Here is a 17,106-nt window from a genome sequence, read left to right as displayed (position 1 = left end):
AGTAGCACAGCCGTGCTACATTTATCGGCAACTTAAATGCAGGAGGTCATCATGACCACGACAACGATACGCCTGCCGCAGGACCTGAAAAGCCGCGTTGCCGCCGCCGCAAAACGTTCCGGCACCACGGCACACAGCTTCATTCTCGAAGCCATTGCGGAAAAGGCGGCACAGGAAGAACAGCGCGCCGAGTTTGAGGCGCAGGCCGAAGCCCGCTATGCCAACATTACAGCTACCGGGAAAGCCGTTGCCTGGGAGGAAATGCGCAGCTATCTGGAAGCGCGTCTGGACGGAGAATCCGCCCAGCGTCCGCAGCCCCGCAAACTGGCCCCCTGAAGATGTCCAGAATCGAACTGGCAGCGGAGGTCGGGGAAGATCTTGATCGAGTTATCGATCACCTTGCCAGATATCAGATTGAAAATTCCGCCCAGCGAATTCGCGAAATCATCGAAGCAATCAACGTACTGGAACACAATCCCCTGATCGGCCGCCCCCTGGGCAAGGACTTGCGGGAACTGATCATTGGCCGACGCGCGCATGGCTATGTCGCTTTGTACCGGTACATTGTCGAGCTCGACACCATTTTTGTTCTTGCCATACGCAGCCAGCGCGAGGCGGGCTATGCCGAACGCAGCGGCCAACAGCCGTAAGCGGATCGGCGACCGGTCGTTCAAACAGCGATCAAGACAAGGCCATTGTGTGCTGCCTTACACCGCCTCCAGCGCGAGCAGCTCAGCCACCGTCTGCCTTCGTCGAATAAGCCGGGGCTCACCATTTTCCATCAGCACTTCGGCAATCAGCGGGCGCGCGTTGTAGTTCGATGACATGGAGGCGCCATACGCACCGGTGTCGTGCAACACCAGCAGATCTCCCACCTGCGCCTGCGGCAAGGAGCGGTGCAACACCACGCCACCGTCTCCCTGCGTAAACACATCTCCCGACTCGCACAGAGGTCCGGCAACCACCGTGTCAAACTGCAGGCCATTAACCGCTGTGCCATCAGAGTGGATCAACTCCATGCCGTGGTAGGCGCCGTATAGGGCCGGGCGAACCAGATCACTGAAGCCGGCGTCAACCATCATAAAATGGTTGGCGCCCTGTTGCTTCGTGGCGCGTACCTCGGTGACCAGCACGCCGGACTCGGCCATTAAATAGCGGCCCGGTTCTATTTCCAGTTTCACTGGGTGCTCCAGCAGTTGTTCCACGGCATGGCGCACTGCATCCCATAATGAAAAGTAGTGCGCCGTATCAATCGTGGGTTCACCGGCCTGGTAGGGAACGGACAGACCGCCGCCCGCGGAGATGGCGTGCAGGTCCAAACCCTGCGCATTCACTACCTCTACCAGCTTCAGCATGGCACCGCACACTTCCTGCAAGTGCGCGTAGTCCACGCCTGAGCCGATGTGCATGTGCAGACCCTGCAAGGCCAGGCCGTTGGACTTGATCTTTTCGCAGGCGCGTACTAGGTCGCCATGCCAGATGCCATGCTTGCTATGCTCGCCACCGGTATTTGTTTTCTTGGAATGGCCATGCCCGAAACCTGGGTTGATGCGTAGCCACACCGGGTGCCCCGGGTTGACCGCACCCAATTGGTCCAGCATGTCCATGGAGCCGCAGTTCACGGGAATATTGAGTTCCACCACGCGCGCAAGCGTAGCGCGGTCCAGCAGATCGGCCGTGAACACGATGTCTGCGTGCCCGTTGTGCAAGCCCGGCGTAAAACCACCAGCCAACGCGCGTTCGATTTCACCCAAAGACACCGAGTCCACCACTGCGCCCTGTCGCTTCATGAGGCGAAGGATGTGTGTATTGGAGTTGGCTTTCTGAGCGAAACGCACTACGTCAAACAACCGCAGAGCGGCAATCTGGCGCGTAATGGTGGCGGCATCATAGATCCACAGCGGGGTACCGAACTGCTGGGCCAAAGGAGCGATAGTAGCGGGAGTAAAAGGGTTCATGGGTGGATGATCCTCATCATAGTCAATTCAATCAATGCTATTCTTGTTGTCCACCTATTCAATATTGATATGAATTTAACTCATCGCCAGCTGACGATGTTTCGCGCCATCATGCTGCACGGCAACCTGGGGCGTGCAGCTGACGCGTGCGCGTCAAGCCAGCCCACATTGAGTCGCGAGCTGGGTCGTCTGGAGCAGTTACTGGGGTTTAACCTTTTTGACCGGGTGCGGGGCCGATTACGACCTACCGTGCGGGCACTTGCGCTGATGCAGGAAGTAGAACGCTCGTTTATAGGCTTGGAACAGATCGCAGCGCGCGCCAGCGAATTGCGCACGCAAGCGACAGGTCGCTTGCGCATTGCGTGTTTGCCGGCATTGGCCCATGCCTTGGTACCCGGCGCACTGGTATATCTCTCACATGCACATCCTGAACTAGGAGTCAGCGTGCATCCCTTAGAGTCGCCCTGGCTGGAGCAAGCCATGAGTGAACAGCGTTTTGACCTGGGACTGAGTGAAACCCAAGAGGCACCTGCTGGAGTTGCCTTGCAGCCCTTACTGAAAGTCAATGAAGTGGCTGTTTTGCCACGTGATCACAGCCTGTGCCGCAAGGCACGACTGCAACCACGCGACTTTACAGGCGAGCGCTTCATCAGTCTCGCGGTTGGCGACCCGTATCGAACCGCCATTGATGCGATGTTCGAGGACGCTAAAGTACATCGCGCAACCCTGCTTGAAACCACGAGCGCAGTGGCCGTCTGCGCCATGGTGCGTCAGGGCCTGGGCGTTGCCATCGTAAACCCGCTCACCGCACTGGAACTCAGCGGACCGGACCTAGTAGTGCGGCCGCTTACCGTTGCCATCGGTTACCAGGTGAATATGCTTCTTCCGGACATCGCAGCTCCGCACCCCCTGCAGGGCGTTCTCGCAGACACCGTCCGCAAAGCCTGTGCCGCCTTGAACCACCATCACTCGCCATGAGTTCCATAGCTGGCCGCATCCCGGCCATACCCCAAGTCTTGTCGCCTCGCAGGATGCTAGCGGAAGCGCAAACGCTAAAGCGTTTGCTAGGGGGAAAACGACGTGGGGGCGACGATGCGGTTTTCCATATCCACGAGCACATCGGCCTCGGTGACGGCCTTCAGATAAGCGGCGAAAGCAGGGTCGGCGGCCAATCAAGACAGCACTTGGGCAGCAAACATCGCTGAATCACCAGGATTCGGGCTGTTCATTGCAACAAGCTGCGCCAACTTCGCCTCGATTTCGGCAAACAGCGGCCGGCGTTCCGGTGCTTCGTCAGCGCAATGCAGTTGCAGTTCGCCAAGCATTTTTGCCGTTTTTTCCGCGTCGACCGCTGGCCGGCAGCGGGCGAGCAATTCCTCGAGCAGGCAGCCGAAGGCGCGCACCTCGATGCGCTCCAGCGCCAGCGCCTGTGCTGCATCGCCCCGGTCGACCGGCGACGCGGCACCAAAATCGCCAAGCAGCGCCGTACCGTCTTCGAGATGCAGGATGTTATGGGCGTAGAGATCGCCATGCGCGACACCCTGCGCATGCAGATGCGCTGCGGCGGCCGCAATCCCGTGTGCCAGGCGCAGTGTGGCGTCGAGGTTGAAAGCAGGATCGGCGACATAGACATCGCGCGTGCAGGATTCCAGGCTGGGCGGCCCGGCCAGGTTTTTGAAACCGTGGCCGATCAGGGCCATGACCAGCCCGTCGACATTGTCTGGGTGTTCGGCAATGCGGCCGAGCACCGGAATCAGATTGGGATGCTCCCCGGCCACCAGGCAGGCGTGCATTTCGCTCTGCGGCAGGCCGTCGCTGGTCAGCGCGCCCTTGAACAGCTTGACCGCCACCGGCTGCGTCGTTTCGCCGGCCTGCCATCCGGCACGATGGATGACGCCGGAAGCGCCCTCGCCCAGTTTTTCGCCGAGCGTCAATTCTGCCCAGTCGATACGTTCGACCGCCACGGCAAGCAGGTTTTCGCAGAAAGGATTGCCGGCATAGGCCAGCCAGGACAGGCGCGGCAGCGCGAACAGCCAGTCCGGCAAGGCGGTCAGCCGGTTGGCCGCGATACGCAGCAATTCGAGATTGCCACACTCGGCCAGTTCGGCCGGCAAAGCCGTCAGCCGGTTGCCGGCCAGCATGAGTTTTTGCAGGCGGGAGCAGCGGCCGATGGCGGACGGCAGTTCGGCAACAACGTTATCGGTCAGGATCAGCCAGCGCAGCTTTTCCGGCAACGCGGCGGCCGGCACCGACTCGATGCGGCAGGACTTGAAGCCAACCATGTCGAGCTGCGGGCAACGCCCGAGCACGGCCGGCAATTCGGTAAACGGGTTGTTCGAGCAGAAAATCACGCGCAGTTTGTGCAGGCGCGGCAGGTCGTCAGGCAGCGCCGTCAGCGCATTGCCGGAAAGATCGAGGATTTCCAGCGAGTCGGCGAGCGCGAAGATCTCGCGCGGGAATTCGGTCAGGCCGCAGTTCAGTTGCAGGCGGCGGGCGCCGGCCAGTTCGCCATTCCTGAGTTGTTGCAGCGTATTCAAATCCAGCCCTTCCCATGAAAAAGGCCCGCACCGGGCGGGCCTTCGGAATCGGGCAACAACCGCTCAGAGCAGATCGGCCGGGATATTACCGCCGTTTGCCGCGAGCTTCTGCAGCACCGTCTTGTGCAGCCACATGTTCATCTGCGCCGAATCGCCCATTTTCTCGGCCGGACAAGCCAGTTCGGCCGCCAGTTCCTTGCGCGCCGCCAGGCTGCTATCCAGCCCGAGCAGCTTCAGCAGATCGACGATCGAGACCTTCCAGTTGAGCTTTTCGGCATGCGCCTTGGCCAGCGTTTCCAGCTTGGCCACAACATCGACCTCGCTGATCGCCACCGGTGCGGCGACTACCGCTGCCTCGACGGCGGCCGGCGCGGCGGCGACTACCGCTTCCTGCTTGTCTTCGCCAAAACCCAGTTTGGCCATGATGCTGCTGAAGATTCCCATAGTCTTTCCTTTGCGACTGATTGATCGAAGAGGCCCGGGCCAGCCCGGACCTCTTCGATCCTAGCGACACTTGACGACAACCTAGGTGAATTTATATGAAGCGCGCTTTACAAATTCGCACATGGCGGCGGGCATTTTTGCCCTTTTTCAGCGGTCAACCGCCCGCCACGCCTCAAATCACCTGCCAGGCCTGCAGCGTTGCCAGATCGACGATCTCGGCGATGCGGTCGCCCAAGGCGGCCAGCACGCCGGCGTGTACCTGCGCCGCCGCGATCATCGCGCCGCCCGGCCCGGGCAGGTCGCGCGTCGCGCTGGCATCGGCGACAACGCCGACCTTGTAGCCGCGATGGAAGGCCTCGCGCGCCGTCGAGTCTACGCAGTTGTGGGTCATGTAGCCAGCGAGCAACAGGTTTTCGATTCCGCGTGCCTGCAAGGCCTCGGCCAGACCGGTGCCGGTGAGGGCCGAGGGCAGCTGCTTGTAAATCACCGTTTCGCCAGTTGCCGGCACCAGCCCGGCGAGCGGTTCGGCGCCGGGCGAGCCTGCGCCGAACAACAGGGAGCCGGCCGGTACCCGGTGCAGGACGTGGATCACCGTAATGCCGGACTGGTCGGCCCAGGCGCGCAGGCGGCAGGCGATGGGGGTGACGCTCGCCTCGTCTGGCAAGGCGAGCGGGCCGCTGCGGTATTCGTGCTGGTAGTCGATCAGCACGAGGGCGGTTTTCGCCGCCGGCAGCGTGGCGCCGGCCGTCAGGCCGGGCGCGAGGCCGACGATCTGGCGCAGGGTCCGGGCGCTCATGCGGCACCGCCGGCTTGCCGGGCTGCTTCGCGCTCAACCTTGCGCGCCGCCTGCGTCCGGCCGTCGTAACCCCAACTCGTCGCCGGCAGTTCGTGCAAGGCGAAGTAGAGCGGTGCCGGCGAGGCGGCAAAGGCGGCGGCCCACGGACAGGCGGCGCGCACGGCGGTCAACATCGCTTGCGCGGCAAAAATGAAATCCGCCTTTTCGGTGTCGCTGTTGCTGCCGGCGGTAATCAGCGCCTGCAGGCTGGCGGCAGCTGCGAGCGCGGCGCCGCCGACGGCATGACTGCCGGCCGGGGCCTGCGTCACGCTGACCACGGTCAGCGCCGCTTCCTTGCGCAGGATGCGCGCCATCAGTTCGGTGGTTTCCTGCTGCAGGGCCTGGATGGTGGCCGGCGCGGCGGCCGGGCCGCTGAGGACGATCTGGATCAAGGGCATGGTTTTCTCCTGGTGAATGCACGCCGCCATCATTGCAGCCGGGCTTTGTGGCTACAATCCATCAACCGCATAACAGTTTGTTGCTTCATGGAAACAATCAATCCGCTCGACCATCTCTCCGACCTCGCCGTTTTCGTGCGCGTCGTCGATACGCAGGGCTTTTCATCCGCGGCGCGCGCCATGGGGCTGACCAAGTCGGCGGTCAGCAAGCGCATCAATCGCCTGGAAAAGCAGCTCGGGCTGCGCCTCCTGCAGCGCACGACGCGCGCCATGTCGCTGACCGAGGCCGGCCGCGTGCTTTACGAGCGCGCCGCGCAGGGCGTTGCGCTGCTCGACGAGAGCGCCCGCCTCGCCGCCGGCCTGATCGAGGCGCCGCGCGGCATCCTGCGCGTTACCGCCTCGGTGACTTTCGGCAAGCTCTGCCTGGCGCCGCTGATCCCGGAATTTCTCGCCCGTTACCCGGAGATCGAACTGCAACTGACCCTGCTCGACCGCTTCGTCGATCTCGTCGAGGAAGGTTACGACGTCGCCCTGCGCCTGACCCGCACGCCACCCGAGCAGGTCGTCGCCAAGGCGCTGATGCCAGTGCGCTATCGGCTATGTGCAGCGGTCGACTACCTGAAAAGCCGCAAAATCGAGACGCCGGCCGACCTCGCTGACCACAACTGTCTGCATTACGGCCTGCGCGAGCTGGGCAGCGAATGGCGCTTCCAGCGCGCCGGCGAAGAGGCGCGCGTGCGCGTGACGAGCAATGTCGTGGTCAATAACAGCGAAGTCGTGCGCGACCTGCTGCTGGCCGGCCTGGGCATCGGCCTGGTCTGGAACTACGCCGTGGACCGCGAGATCGCCGACGGCCGCCTCGTACCGCTGCTGCCCGACTGGTCGCCGGTCGGCCCCTTCGGCCAGACCGCCTACGCCCTGTGGCTGCCGCAAACCCACTTGCCGCCCAAGACGCGCGTGTTCATCGACTTCCTGGCCGAACGGCTGCGCGAGACGCCGACCTTACCCACTTGAATTAATCGAGTTGGTTTGAAATCCACACACCAAAGGAAACTCCCACTAAATTCAGGGTGCACCGTAAAATCGCTAGCCTATGAATAGGCAAACATTTCCGTTAAACCACCGGCCATGAATTCAATCGAAAAAATCAGCATTCGTGGCTACAAGTCGATCCGCGAACTGGAAAATCTATCGCTGGACAGACTGAATGTGCTGATCGGAGCCAATGGCGCAGGCAAGAGCAATTTCATCAGCTTCTTCCGCCTGCTGGCGCGTCTGATGGCAGGCGAGCTGAGCTACCATGTCGCAAAAAGTGGCGGTCCTGATGCGCTGCTGCATTACGGTCGCAAGCGCACGCCGCAGATGTCCGCCGAAATGTACTTCGGCAACAATGGCTATAAGCTCGTGTTGGAACCTACCCAGGCCAATACAATGATCTTCGCCCGCGAAGCCTTTTACTGGAATATGGGCGGCGATTTTTCGCTGGGCGCGGGACACCCCGAAACAAAATCGGGCAGCGGAATCCAGCGCAATATCGCAAACTTCGTTGTACCTTCCGTCAAAAGCTGGATCGTTTACCACTTCCACGACACCAGCGACTCGGCGCCCATGAAACAGGCTGGCGCAGTCAATGACAACGGCTGGCTGCGCCCGGATGGCGCCAATCTGGCGGCTTATCTTTACCGTTTGCGCGAACAGTTCCCTGAGCACTATCGCCGTATCGTCGATACCATTCGACTGGTCGCGCCGTTTTTCTCGGATTTCCAGTTACGCCCCAACCCGCTCGATCCCAATTCGATCCAGCTGGAATGGAACGAGCTTGGCAGCGACTTCCCCTTTCTCGGCCACCATCTGTCGGATGGCAGCCTGCGCTTCATCTGCCTGGCCACCGTCCTGCTGCAACCGGACGAGCTGATGCCGGCCACCATTCTGTTCGATGAGCCGGAACTGGGCCTGCATCCCTATGCCATCGAATTGCTGGCTTCGCTGATGCACCAGGCCTCAGTCAAGCATCAGCTGATTGTCTCCACACAGTCCGTCGAATTGCTCAATCAGTTTTCGCCCGAGCAGATCATCGTTGTAGACCGCGAAAACGACCAATCGACATTCAACCGCCTCGACCCGGCCAAACTCTCGGTCTGGCTGGATGAATACTCGCTAGGCGAGATGTGGAAGCAGAACATGTTTGGCGGAAGACCCAGCTAATGGCTGGCAATCAAACGAGAATAAACATCCTCGTCGAGGGACAGACCGAAGAGTCTTTCGTGCGCACGCTGCTTGCTCCGCACCTCGCCAACTTTCAAGTCTGGATGAAGCCGCGCATCATCCAGACCAGCAAAGGCCATAAAGGAGGCATTGCCAGTTACGGCAAGCTCAGACATCAAGTTCGGCAATGGTGCCAACAAGACCCCACAGCTCGCGTGACGACACTGTTCGACGTTTATGGTTTACCCACCGACTTTCCCGGTATCGCCAACTGGAACGCGAATCAGCCGGCACAGCCTCAAGTGGCAATGCTTGAGGCCAACATGCTGGCTGATATCGGCCAAGCCAACCTGATCCCCTACCTGCAACTGCATGAATATGAAGCGCTGCTATTCAGTGATCTGAGCGCCTTTGCTTACGCCGATGTGCCGACTAAAACCATCGCCAAATGGCAGGCTGAACTTACTGATTTTCCCAATCCTGAAGCGCTCAACAACTCCCCGCAAACAGCCCCCTCAAAACGGCTGATCAGACATTGGCCCAACTACGCCAACGCCAAGCCCCATTACGGGGTGTTGATTGCCCAGAAAATCGGATTGCCTGTCATCCGGGCCTCCTGTCCGCGCTTTGACGCCTGGGTCCGATGCATGGAAAGTCTTTAACTACCGGACATCCAGAAAAAACTGATGCTGCCGGACCAACCCCCGATTCTTTCAACTCACTGATCGATAAAACGACATGAGCGTACTGGACCAACTCGACTGGCAGGAAACCCTGGACATCATCTGCCACTCTTCCGCCCGGCAAATCCTCGAAGGCATCTCCTTCGCCGAATTTCGACTGCGCATGGAAGGCATGCTGCCCCGCTTGCTGACCGCCGGCGGCATGCCGAAACAACAGCAGTCGCCGGAAATGTTGCGCGGTATCGCAACCCTGGTCGCGCTGGAAATCTGGAATGCGACGCCGCTCCCGGAAAACCGTTTCCGCCCGAAAAAACAGGCCAAACCGGAGCGCAATGCGCCCTGCCTGTGCGGTTCGGGCAAAAAGTTCAAACAGTGCTGTGCGGCGGTCGACACCCCAGCACTGGGCATTTCCGAAGAATTGATGCTAGCCGAGGTACTGGGGCTGATGCCGGCGAAGAAACTGGCCGAGCTGCCGCTGCTCGAACTGCATCCCGAATCACTGGCCCTGGTCGCCAGTAGCTGGATCGACGAGGGGCATGAGAAAAAGGCCGTGACGCTGCTCGAAAAGCTGTTTGTCCATATCGAGCAGCTCGATGGTCGGGCCGAACTGGCGGCGGATACGCTGCTCAACGCCTACCTGGAAACCAATGCGCCGCGCAAGAAACAGAAATTCATCGATGCGCTGAAAGCCGCACCGGACAAGGCGCTGGCTTCAACCGGCTGGCAGCGTCAGACAACCGTACACAGCGACCGCGGCGATTACACAGAAGCCTGGTCAGCCTTTCGCGAGGCGCAACGGCTGACGCCGAACGATCCGGCGCTGTCGCACCTGGAAGTGCTGGTGTTGATGTCGGAAGGCCGCCGCACCGAGGCACAGGCCCGCGCAAAATTCTGGGCGGCGCGCCTCAGCCGCGACCCCGACTACGATCACAGCGACCTGATCGAACTGCTGCACGATCTGGCCGATGGCAGCGATGCCAGCCTGTTGCGTACCCTACCGCTCGGCCGGGGCCCACAAGCGATGCTGGCCGAAGCAATCAGACGCTGGCCGGAACCGGCCAGCCACTACCGACTGAGTGGCGGTGACGAACTGACAGCGAAAAAAGACATCGCCGAACTCGAACTCGACTGGATCGATCTCGTTGAGGATGGCGACATGGACAGCGCCCTCCTCTTTCTCGGCGAAGAGCCACTGGCCGGCCAGTCCTTCCGGATTCTGCGCGACGTCTCGGAAATGATCGACGCCCTGCCGGAGAACCTGCCCGGCAGCGGCGATGCCCTTCGCCGACAAGTGCTGGAGCGAGGTGAAGCCCTGCGGCGGGTCGTACTCGGCCGCCTCAAGGTGCAGAAGCATGAACTGCCCTGGGGCTTTCTCGACAACCGGCCGTTGCTGACGCTGGTCAGCTATTACGTTGAAGAATTTACCGAGGCACACCCGGCGGAAACGCTCGATCTAATGCGCTGGAGCGTCAATATCGCCAACCCCACCGACAACACCGGATTGCGGGAAATTCTGATCCACACCTTGGTGACCGCCGGTCTGGCCGATGAGGCAATCAGCATCGCTGCCCGTTATCCGAATGATTTCGCTTCCACGGAATACGGCCGCATCCTCGCCTTCTTCGCCGCCGGCCGGCGCGCAGAGGCGGAGACAGCACTGCAAGCCACCGCCGCCCGCTATCCCAAAGTATGGAAAATGCTGCACGCTGCGAACCCGAAAAGACCCGCGACGAAAAACCCTGGCTATATCACCGTGGGTGGCGACGAAGAAGCCTACGCGTACCGCCAAAACCATCTCGAACTGTGGCGTTCGACGGGGGCGCTACAGTGGGGAGCCAGCATCAAGCTGCCGACCAAACCTGTAGCCAAAGCGCGGCCAGCCATCGACGACAAGCAGGAACCTCTGTTCTGAATAGCGCGGCGCTCAACGCCGCTGCACGCCCCACTTGCGCGCCTCTTCGGCCAGCCCGAGGAAGAGCGCAAACGGCAAGGCGTAGAGGAACACCGCCAGCGGCAAGGGCGCCGTGCCGAACAGGCTGTTGCCCCAGGGCGTGTAGAGAATCACCGCCATCAGCATCACTTCGCTGGCCAGGCCGGCGAGCAGCCAGCGGTTTTCGAAGAGCGGGAAATGCCAGGCCGGCAGGCGCGGGTGGCGGCAGACGAAGACATTGACCATCTGCGCCAGCACGATGGCCATCAGGCAGGCGGCAGTCGCCTGCAGGTAGCGCGGATCGCCGATTGCCAGCGTTTCGCCATATTGCCAGCCGAAGCCGTGCAGCACGAAGAAGAAGGTGGCGAGTGCGCCAAGCGCTTCGAGCGGGCCGAGGAAGAGGTAGGCGCGGGCGAGCAGGCCGCCCGAGAGCAGGCGTTCGCCGCGCGGTCGCGGCGGGCGCTGCATGATGTCGGGCGACGGCTTTTCGGCGCCGAGCGCGATGGCCGGCAGCATGTCGGTGCCGAGATCGACGGCGAGGATCTGGATCACGGTCAGCGGCAGCGGGATGCGGAAAAGCACGAAGGCGAGGTAGGGAACCAGCTCCGGGATGTTCGAGGTGAGGATGTAGGTGATGAACTTGCGGATGTTTTCATAGACCGCCCGCCCCTCCTCGATGGCATTGACGATGGTGCCGAAGTGGTCGTCGAGCAGCACGATGTCGGCCGCCTCGCGCGCCACGTCGGTGCCCGAAAGCCCCATGGCGATGCCGATGTCGGCCAGGCGCAGGGCCGGGGCATCGTTCACGCCATCGCCGGTGACCGCGACGATCTCGCCCTTGGCCTGCAGGGCCTGCACGATCAGCATCTTCTGCTCGGCGCTGACGCGGGCGAAGAGGACTTCCGGCGCATCGAGCGCGATCTGCAATTCGGCAGCACTCATCCGGCGTACTTCGTCGCCGGTCAGCACGCGCGGGGTTGCGCCGCGAATCAGGTCGGCCTCGCGGCCGAGCGCCAGGCCGGTCGTCGGGTGGTCGCCGGTGACCATGATGACGCGCAGCCCGGCCGTGTGGCAGCGCCCGACCGCTTCGCGCACGTCGGGCCGGAGCGGGTCTTCGAGCGCGATCAGGCCGCACAGCGCGAGGTTTTCTTCGTCTGCAGCGGCGTCGACCGCCAGCGGTTTCCAGGCACAGGCGAGCACGCGCAAGCCGCGGCTGGCCAGGTCTTCGTGCGCAACGCGGTAGGCTTCGCGCGCTTCGGCATCGAAGGGGCGCGAGGTATTGCCGGCCAGCCAGGTCGTGCATAGCGGCAGCACGTTCTCCGGCGCGCCCTTGCAGAGCAGCACGCCGCTGCCGTCGGCGGCACGGCTATAGACCGACATCCGGCGCCGCTCGGCGTCGAAGGCGATCTCGCCGGCGAAAGTCCAGTCCATCGGCAACTCGCCGGCAAACTGCCAGAGCGCGACTTCCATCGGATCGCCGCTCGGCTGGCCGTCGGTAAACTTGAGGCTATGGCAAAAACGGGCGACGGCGCGCAGATGCGGTTCGCGCGCTGCCGGCCAGTGTTCGGCGGCGAGATGGTGACGGCCGCCGGCAAACCACTCGCGCACCGCCATGCGGTTCTGCGTCAGGGTGCCGGTCTTGTCGGTCAGGATCACCGTCGCGCAGCCCATGGTCTCGACCGCCGGCAGATGGCGGACCAGCGCATTGCGCTTCGCCATGCGCTGCGTCGCCAGCGCGAGCGACAGGGTCACCGTCGGCAGCAGGCCCTCCGGCACATTGGCGACGATGATGCCGATGGCGAACATCAGATTGACCCAGAAATTGAGGCCGATCGCCTGACCGAGCGCAAAGAAGACGACACCGAGGCCGAGCGCGAGCAGCGCCAGCAGGCGGGAGACACGGCGGATCTCGGCCTGCAGCGGCGATTCGGTGTCGCCCGTGCTTTGCGTCAGGTGCGCGATATGGCCGAACTCGGTGCGCATGCCGGTGGCGTACACCACGGCGCTGCCCTCGCCGGAAACAACCAGCGTGCCGGCCAGCAGCAGGCAGTGCGCGGCCAGCGGATCGACGGCACCGGCCGGTTCGGCCGCTTCGCTGCGCACCTTGGGATAGGTTTCGCCGGTCAGCGTCGCGAGATTGACACGCAGGCTCCAGCTTTCGATCAGCCGACAATCGGCGGGCACCTTGGCGCCTTCGGCGAGCAGTAAAATGTCGCCAGGCACCAGTTGGTCGGCGGCAATGTCCTGCTCGCGCCCGTCGCGCCGTACCTTGACCTGCTGCGGCAGCAGCTTTTCCAGCGCGGCCAGCGCCTGCTCGGCGCGATAGCTCTGCCAGAAGGAAAAGCCGCCGTTGATCAGGATCACGCCGACGATGGCCAGGCCAAGCTCGAACATGCCTTCGCCCGGCTGCATCCAGGCGGCGGTGAAAGCCAGCCCGGCGGCCAGCCACAGGATCAACGCGAAGAAATGGATGAACTCGCCAAGCAGACTCAGCCAGGCCGGCTGGCGCGCCGCGGCGGCAACCCGGTTGGCGCCGAACTCGCCGAGGCGGCGCAGCGCTTCACTGCTACTCAGTCCCGCAGTGCTGCTATCGAGCGCCGCCAGCGCTTCGGCCGGCGCCAGGCGGGCGATCTGCATGCCGGTATGTTCCATGGTCAACCTGACTCTGTCATCCCAAAGGAATACTAATAACAAGCGCTGGAGCGTCCGTCCAGCGGATTTTTGGCCATGTATCGACTTGTTTTCTCTGCAGCAGCAGAAGCACATCGCTTCCATCCACGGCTGCAACGCACTTGCTGCAACCAACCTCCCCGCCGGCATTCCGACACAGTGCCGCCTAATGCCCGAGTCCGTAATACGCGTTGAAATAGCGCACCAGCCGCGTCGTTTCCTCTGGTGTCAGCGGGGCGACACCGCGTAGCTGGCGATAGCTGTGCATACGGGTCAGGCTCGGCGTCCAGTCGCTGCGCCGCGACAGCAGGAGGCGGCGGGCGTCGTGGCAGGCCAGGCACTTCTGTTCGACCAGTTTTTCCGTGCCGGCACCGTCGGGTTTGAACTGGCCGCTGCGGACTTCCTCGGCGCGTTTCTTGTCCATCTCCGCCTTGCCGGCGATACGCGCGGCGAACTGCACGTAGCAGACTTCACCGTCGCGCACTTCGCGACTACCCTGGCGTTCTTCGATATTCACCAGGTGCTCGATGTACTCGCCACTCGTTTTCCGGCGGTTGATGTTGTAGTTGTAGAACTCGGAAAACACCACGTCACCGTTGCGCAGCACCTTGACGGCCATCACCTGATCGTCGCTGGCGGGCCGTTCGGGCAGGTAAGCGACAGCGCCATCCGGGGCGATGCGCCCGAGGCGACCGCGCTGGTCGCCGGAGAACCACAGCACGCCGTCCGGCGCCGCCGACATTTGCTGGATGTAGGTGGCGTCGGGCAGCTTCTGTTCGCTGACGCTGCCATCGGCCGCAATCCGGCCGAGTACGAAGCGGCAGTGGTCGGAGAAGGCGAGGCCGCCGGCGACCGGCGTCAGGTTGCTCGGGCAACTGTTTTCCCACGCCGCCACGGTGGTCCATTGACCGTCGCGGGAAAGCGTCGCCAGTTGGCCTTTGGGCTGGGCACCGTTGCGCCCTGGCACCAGGATGGTCACCCAGGCGCGATCCTGATGATCGAAGGCCAGCGAGGTCGGCCAGCCATCGCGCAAGGGGGAATCGTGCATCGTGCCCTGGCGGTCGATGCGGCCGACCTTGGCGAGCATCGCGCTGCCGTGACCGGCGTGTTCGTCGCTGTCATTCTCGTGCCCGGACATCTGCGTGAACCACGCTTCGCCCCGGCGGTCGACGGCGACCATGCCGGGATGGCCGTCACGCGTGGGAAATTCCTGGATGCGCCCATCAGGCGCCAGACGGCCGATCTTGCCGCCCTCCATCTCGACGAACCAGATGTTGCCGCGGCGATCCAGCGCCAGGGCGCTGGGTTCGGCGTTCTTGGTCGGCAGTTGATAGGCCTTGACGCTGCCGTCCGGCGCCAGCCGCGACACGGCGTTGTTGTCGCCCTCGGTGAACCAGATGCCGCCGGTTTTGTCTTCCACCAGCTGGTAGGAGCCGAAAGGCCGGCAAGCCTGGGCCGGCGTCGCCAGCAGTACGGCCAGGCCGAAGAGAACGGGGAAAATCGCTTGTTTGCGCACGCAGCACTCCTTGCCAATCAAAAATGCAAAATGAATTCGCCGCGCAGGGTGCGCGGTTCGCCATGCCAGAAAAACCCGCTGACGTAGTCGCGGTCGAAGACGTTGTCCAGCGCCAGCGTCGCTTCCCAGCCCTTGGCCCGCCAGCTTGCCGCCAGGTCGAGCACGTCGTAGGCCGCCTTTTTCCAGCGATAGCCCTGGCTATCGGCCACGGTATTGGCTTCGTCGGTGTAGGCGCTGCCGACCAGGCGCCATTTGGCGCGGGCGGAAAATCCTGCGGTCGACGCGTAATTGAGGACAAAATTTGCCTTGTGCCGGGGCATGTCCGGCAGGGCGTTGCCGACCAGTTGCGGCGCAGATTGATCGCGGACGATGCGGGTCCGGGTGTAGGTGTAATTGGCGTCGAGTTGCCAGCGCTCGAACAAGGGCTGCGACCAGTGCGTTTCCAGTCCGTGCGCCAACACCTCACCGACGTTTTGCGTCTGCTGCACCACCGGCGAACCGTAATCGAGGATGCGCACGGCAATCTTGTCCTGCCAGCGCGTCGCGAACAGGGTGATGCCGCCGTTGCCGCCCGCCACGTTGCCGAGCAGGGCGAGGTCGGCGGTGGTCGAGCGCTCCGGCTTCAGGGCCGGGTTGGCCAGCGTCACCGAGCCGGCGCTGACAAAACCGTTGTACAGCTGCGTCGCCTGCGGCGGCGAGAAACCGCTGCCCAGGCTGCCGCGCAGGCGAAGGGTCTGGCCCAGCGGCCAGGACAGCGCGATCTTCGGGCTGGTCGCCGCCTTGACCACCCCACCGCCGCGCGTTTCCTGCCAGAGCGGGCCGGCATCGAGCACGCGCGACGACACATAGCGTTGCCAGTCACGGCGCAGGCCCAGTTCCAGACGACCGGCGCCCAACGGCATTTCGCCGGCAGCAAACAGCGCCTGCTTGCGGATCAGCGACTCGGCCTGCGTGCGCAGGGCGCGGCTGGCGTAATCGCTGGCGCTGAATTGTTCCGACAGTTCGATCAGGCTGCCGCCCAGCCGTCCCTGCCAGCCACCGTCCTGCCAGGCCAGCGCCGCCGAGGCTTCGCGCTGGCGGGTATCCTGGATTAGCCATTGCTCCGCCGCCAGACCGGCGGCGTCGATGCCAGTACCGCGATCCCGCACGCCGGCCGTGGCATTGCGGTCTTCGCCCAGCGCGGCCTCCAGCGACCAGCGTTCGTTCATTTTCCAGGCAAACTGACTGCGCACGGTATCGGTTTGCCAGTCGAAGGCCCAGTTCGGGCGTCCGAAAAACGAATGGTTGTCCGAGTGCTTGAGGTTCAACGAACTGGCAAAGTCGCTGCCATTCCAGGCCAGCTTGCCGTCGACGGAAGTAGCGCGGCCATGCTCGTCGGCCACCGTGATCTGGTAGGGAAAAGGCGAGCGCGGCACGGTGCGGAAGCCCTTGTCCTCGCGGCTTTCCGCCAGCAAGGCCCAGGCCAGTTCGGCGCGCTCGCCGCTGCCACCCACTCGGGTATAGCTGCCGCCACGAGAATCCAGCCCCTGCGTCAGGTTGACCGCAGGATTCTGCCGACCACCGGCACGCCGCGTCGTCACCGCAATCGCCCCGCCCATCGCCTCAGCCCCGAAACGCGCCGACGCCGCCCCGCGCAACACTTCGATGCGCTCCACCTGCTCCGGGCGCAAGGCCGACAACTCGCTGACCGAAGAAACGAAGCCATCGACCACCACGGCAATCCCGCGCACCCCGCGCATGCTGATGACGCTGTTGTTCTCGTCCAGCCCGACCCGCCGCTTCAGCATCTCCAGCAGACTGGCCGGCTTTTCGCGGGCGATGTCGGCGGCGGTGATAACCGAGACGTCGGTTTCGGCCGTGTTTTCGCCCTGCGCCAGCACACTCGCCGGCAAGCTCGCCAGCAGGAAGACCAAGCACCAGCCCCGCCGCA

The 17,106-nt window shown here is 63.1% G+C and carries 15 protein-coding genes; 7 read left to right on the top strand and 8 right to left on the bottom strand.

Annotated elements, in window-relative coordinates; all coding sequences use genetic code 11:
* Positions 1–51: 51 nt before the first annotated feature.
* On the top strand, positions 52–336 hold the full coding sequence (locus KI612_RS08005) for a ribbon-helix-helix domain-containing protein (protein WP_226443287.1): 285 nt from the start codon (positions 52–54) through the stop codon (positions 334–336).
* A gap of 2 nt (positions 337–338) precedes the next feature.
* Positions 339–650, top strand: a complete 312-nt coding sequence (locus KI612_RS08000; RefSeq protein WP_226443286.1) for a type II toxin-antitoxin system RelE/ParE family toxin — start codon at positions 339–341, stop codon at positions 648–650.
* A 57-nt stretch (positions 651–707) separates the two neighbouring features.
* Here KI612_RS08000 and lysA read toward each other — a convergent pair whose 3' ends face one another.
* Positions 708–1,958 carry a diaminopimelate decarboxylase gene (gene lysA / locus KI612_RS07995; RefSeq protein ID WP_226443285.1) on the bottom strand — a complete coding sequence of 417 codons (1,251 nt, stop codon included), beginning with the start codon at positions 1,956–1,958 and terminating at the stop codon, positions 708–710.
* Positions 1,959–1,964: 6 nt separating this feature from the next.
* On the opposite strand from lysA, the gene KI612_RS07990 reads away from it, so the two are divergent.
* Entirely contained in the window at positions 1,965–2,936 is a 972-nt protein-coding gene (locus KI612_RS07990) for a LysR family transcriptional regulator (RefSeq protein ID WP_226443284.1), read from the top strand.
* Between the two features lie 194 nt (positions 2,937–3,130).
* Here KI612_RS07990 and KI612_RS07985 read toward each other — a convergent pair whose 3' ends face one another.
* From KI612_RS07985 to KI612_RS07970, 4 genes are all read right to left on the bottom strand, one after another.
* On the bottom strand, positions 3,131–4,495 hold the full coding sequence (locus tag KI612_RS07985; protein WP_226443283.1) for a leucine-rich repeat-containing protein kinase family protein: 1,365 nt from the start codon (positions 4,493–4,495) through the stop codon (positions 3,131–3,133).
* A 63-nt stretch (positions 4,496–4,558) separates the two neighbouring features.
* Positions 4,559–4,939, bottom strand: a complete 381-nt coding sequence (locus KI612_RS07980) for a DUF3597 domain-containing protein (protein ID WP_226443282.1) — start codon at positions 4,937–4,939, stop codon at positions 4,559–4,561.
* A 172-nt stretch (positions 4,940–5,111) separates the two neighbouring features.
* Positions 5,112–5,735: a cysteine hydrolase family protein gene (locus KI612_RS07975; RefSeq protein WP_226443281.1), complete on the bottom strand. Its 624-nt coding sequence runs from the start codon at positions 5,733–5,735 to the stop codon at positions 5,112–5,114.
* Entirely contained in the window at positions 5,732–6,172 is a 441-nt protein-coding gene (locus KI612_RS07970) for a tautomerase family protein (protein WP_226443280.1), read from the bottom strand. Before KI612_RS07970 ends, KI612_RS07975 begins: the two co-directional genes overlap by 4 nt.
* Positions 6,173–6,259: 87 nt before the next feature.
* On the opposite strand from KI612_RS07970, the gene KI612_RS07965 reads away from it, so the two are divergent.
* From KI612_RS07965 to KI612_RS07950, 4 genes are all read left to right on the top strand, one after another.
* Positions 6,260–7,186, top strand: a complete 927-nt coding sequence (locus KI612_RS07965; RefSeq protein ID WP_226443279.1) for a LysR family transcriptional regulator — start codon at positions 6,260–6,262, stop codon at positions 7,184–7,186.
* 114 nt (positions 7,187–7,300) lie between these two features.
* Positions 7,301–8,377 (top strand): AAA family ATPase, encoded by a 1,077-nt coding sequence (locus tag KI612_RS07960; protein ID WP_226443278.1) that lies wholly within the window; start codon positions 7,301–7,303, stop codon positions 8,375–8,377.
* The gene (locus KI612_RS07955; protein ID WP_226443277.1) at positions 8,377–9,039 is read left to right on the top strand and encodes a DUF4276 family protein; all 663 of its coding nucleotides are present in this window, start codon (positions 8,377–8,379) and stop codon (positions 9,037–9,039) included. Before KI612_RS07960 ends, KI612_RS07955 begins: the two co-directional genes overlap by 1 nt.
* A gap of 76 nt (positions 9,040–9,115) precedes the next feature.
* Positions 9,116–10,972 carry a YecA family protein gene (locus tag KI612_RS07950; RefSeq protein ID WP_226443276.1) on the top strand — a complete coding sequence of 619 codons (1,857 nt, stop codon included), beginning with the start codon at positions 9,116–9,118 and terminating at the stop codon, positions 10,970–10,972.
* Between the two features lie 12 nt (positions 10,973–10,984).
* On the opposite strand, the gene KI612_RS07945 is transcribed toward KI612_RS07950, so the two are convergent.
* The 3 genes from KI612_RS07945 to KI612_RS07935 form a co-directional block, all read right to left on the bottom strand.
* Positions 10,985–13,642 carry a cation-translocating P-type ATPase gene (locus KI612_RS07945; protein WP_226443275.1) on the bottom strand — a complete coding sequence of 886 codons (2,658 nt, stop codon included), beginning with the start codon at positions 13,640–13,642 and terminating at the stop codon, positions 10,985–10,987.
* Positions 13,643–13,826: 184 nt separating this feature from the next.
* On the bottom strand, positions 13,827–15,176 hold the full coding sequence (locus KI612_RS07940) for a virginiamycin B lyase family protein (RefSeq protein ID WP_226443274.1): 1,350 nt from the start codon (positions 15,174–15,176) through the stop codon (positions 13,827–13,829).
* Positions 15,177–15,193: 17 nt separating this feature from the next.
* Entirely contained in the window at positions 15,194–17,089 is a 1,896-nt protein-coding gene (locus KI612_RS07935) for a TonB-dependent receptor (protein ID WP_226443273.1), read from the bottom strand.
* Between the last annotated feature and the right edge of the window lie 17 nt (positions 17,090–17,106).

It is taken from the genome of Quatrionicoccus australiensis, from assembly GCF_020510525.1.
In the GTDB taxonomy this organism is placed as follows: Bacteria; Pseudomonadota; Gammaproteobacteria; order Burkholderiales; family Rhodocyclaceae; genus Azonexus; species Azonexus australiensis_B.
This window is presented reverse-complemented; position numbering and strand designations above follow the sequence as displayed.

What these genes read in the sequence shown, in the direction of transcription:
- KI612_RS07945 (WP_226443275.1), bottom strand. Translation starts at nt 13,642, where the DNA reads ATGGAACATACCGGCATGCAGATCGCCCGCCTGGCGCCGGCCGAAGCG.
- KI612_RS07970 (WP_226443280.1), bottom strand. Translation starts at nt 6,172, where the DNA reads ATGCCCTTGATCCAGATCGTCCTCAGCGGCCCGGCCGCCGCGCCGGCC.
- KI612_RS08005 (WP_226443287.1), top strand. Translation starts at nt 52, where the DNA reads ATGACCACGACAACGATACGCCTGCCGCAGGACCTGAAAAGCCGCGTT.
- lysA (WP_226443285.1), bottom strand. Translation starts at nt 1,958, where the DNA reads ATGAACCCTTTTACTCCCGCTACTATCGCTCCTTTGGCCCAGCAGTTC.
- KI612_RS07980 (WP_226443282.1), bottom strand. Translation starts at nt 4,939, where the DNA reads ATGGGAATCTTCAGCAGCATCATGGCCAAACTGGGTTTTGGCGAAGAC.
- KI612_RS07975 (WP_226443281.1), bottom strand. Translation starts at nt 5,735, where the DNA reads ATGAGCGCCCGGACCCTGCGCCAGATCGTCGGCCTCGCGCCCGGCCTG.
- KI612_RS07960 (WP_226443278.1), top strand. Translation starts at nt 7,301, where the DNA reads ATGAATTCAATCGAAAAAATCAGCATTCGTGGCTACAAGTCGATCCGC.
- KI612_RS07965 (WP_226443279.1), top strand. Translation starts at nt 6,260, where the DNA reads ATGGAAACAATCAATCCGCTCGACCATCTCTCCGACCTCGCCGTTTTC.
- KI612_RS07950 (WP_226443276.1), top strand. Translation starts at nt 9,116, where the DNA reads ATGAGCGTACTGGACCAACTCGACTGGCAGGAAACCCTGGACATCATC.
- KI612_RS08000 (WP_226443286.1), top strand. Translation starts at nt 339, where the DNA reads ATGTCCAGAATCGAACTGGCAGCGGAGGTCGGGGAAGATCTTGATCGA.
- KI612_RS07990 (WP_226443284.1), top strand. Translation starts at nt 1,965, where the DNA reads ATGATCCTCATCATAGTCAATTCAATCAATGCTATTCTTGTTGTCCAC.
- KI612_RS07955 (WP_226443277.1), top strand. Translation starts at nt 8,377, where the DNA reads ATGGCTGGCAATCAAACGAGAATAAACATCCTCGTCGAGGGACAGACC.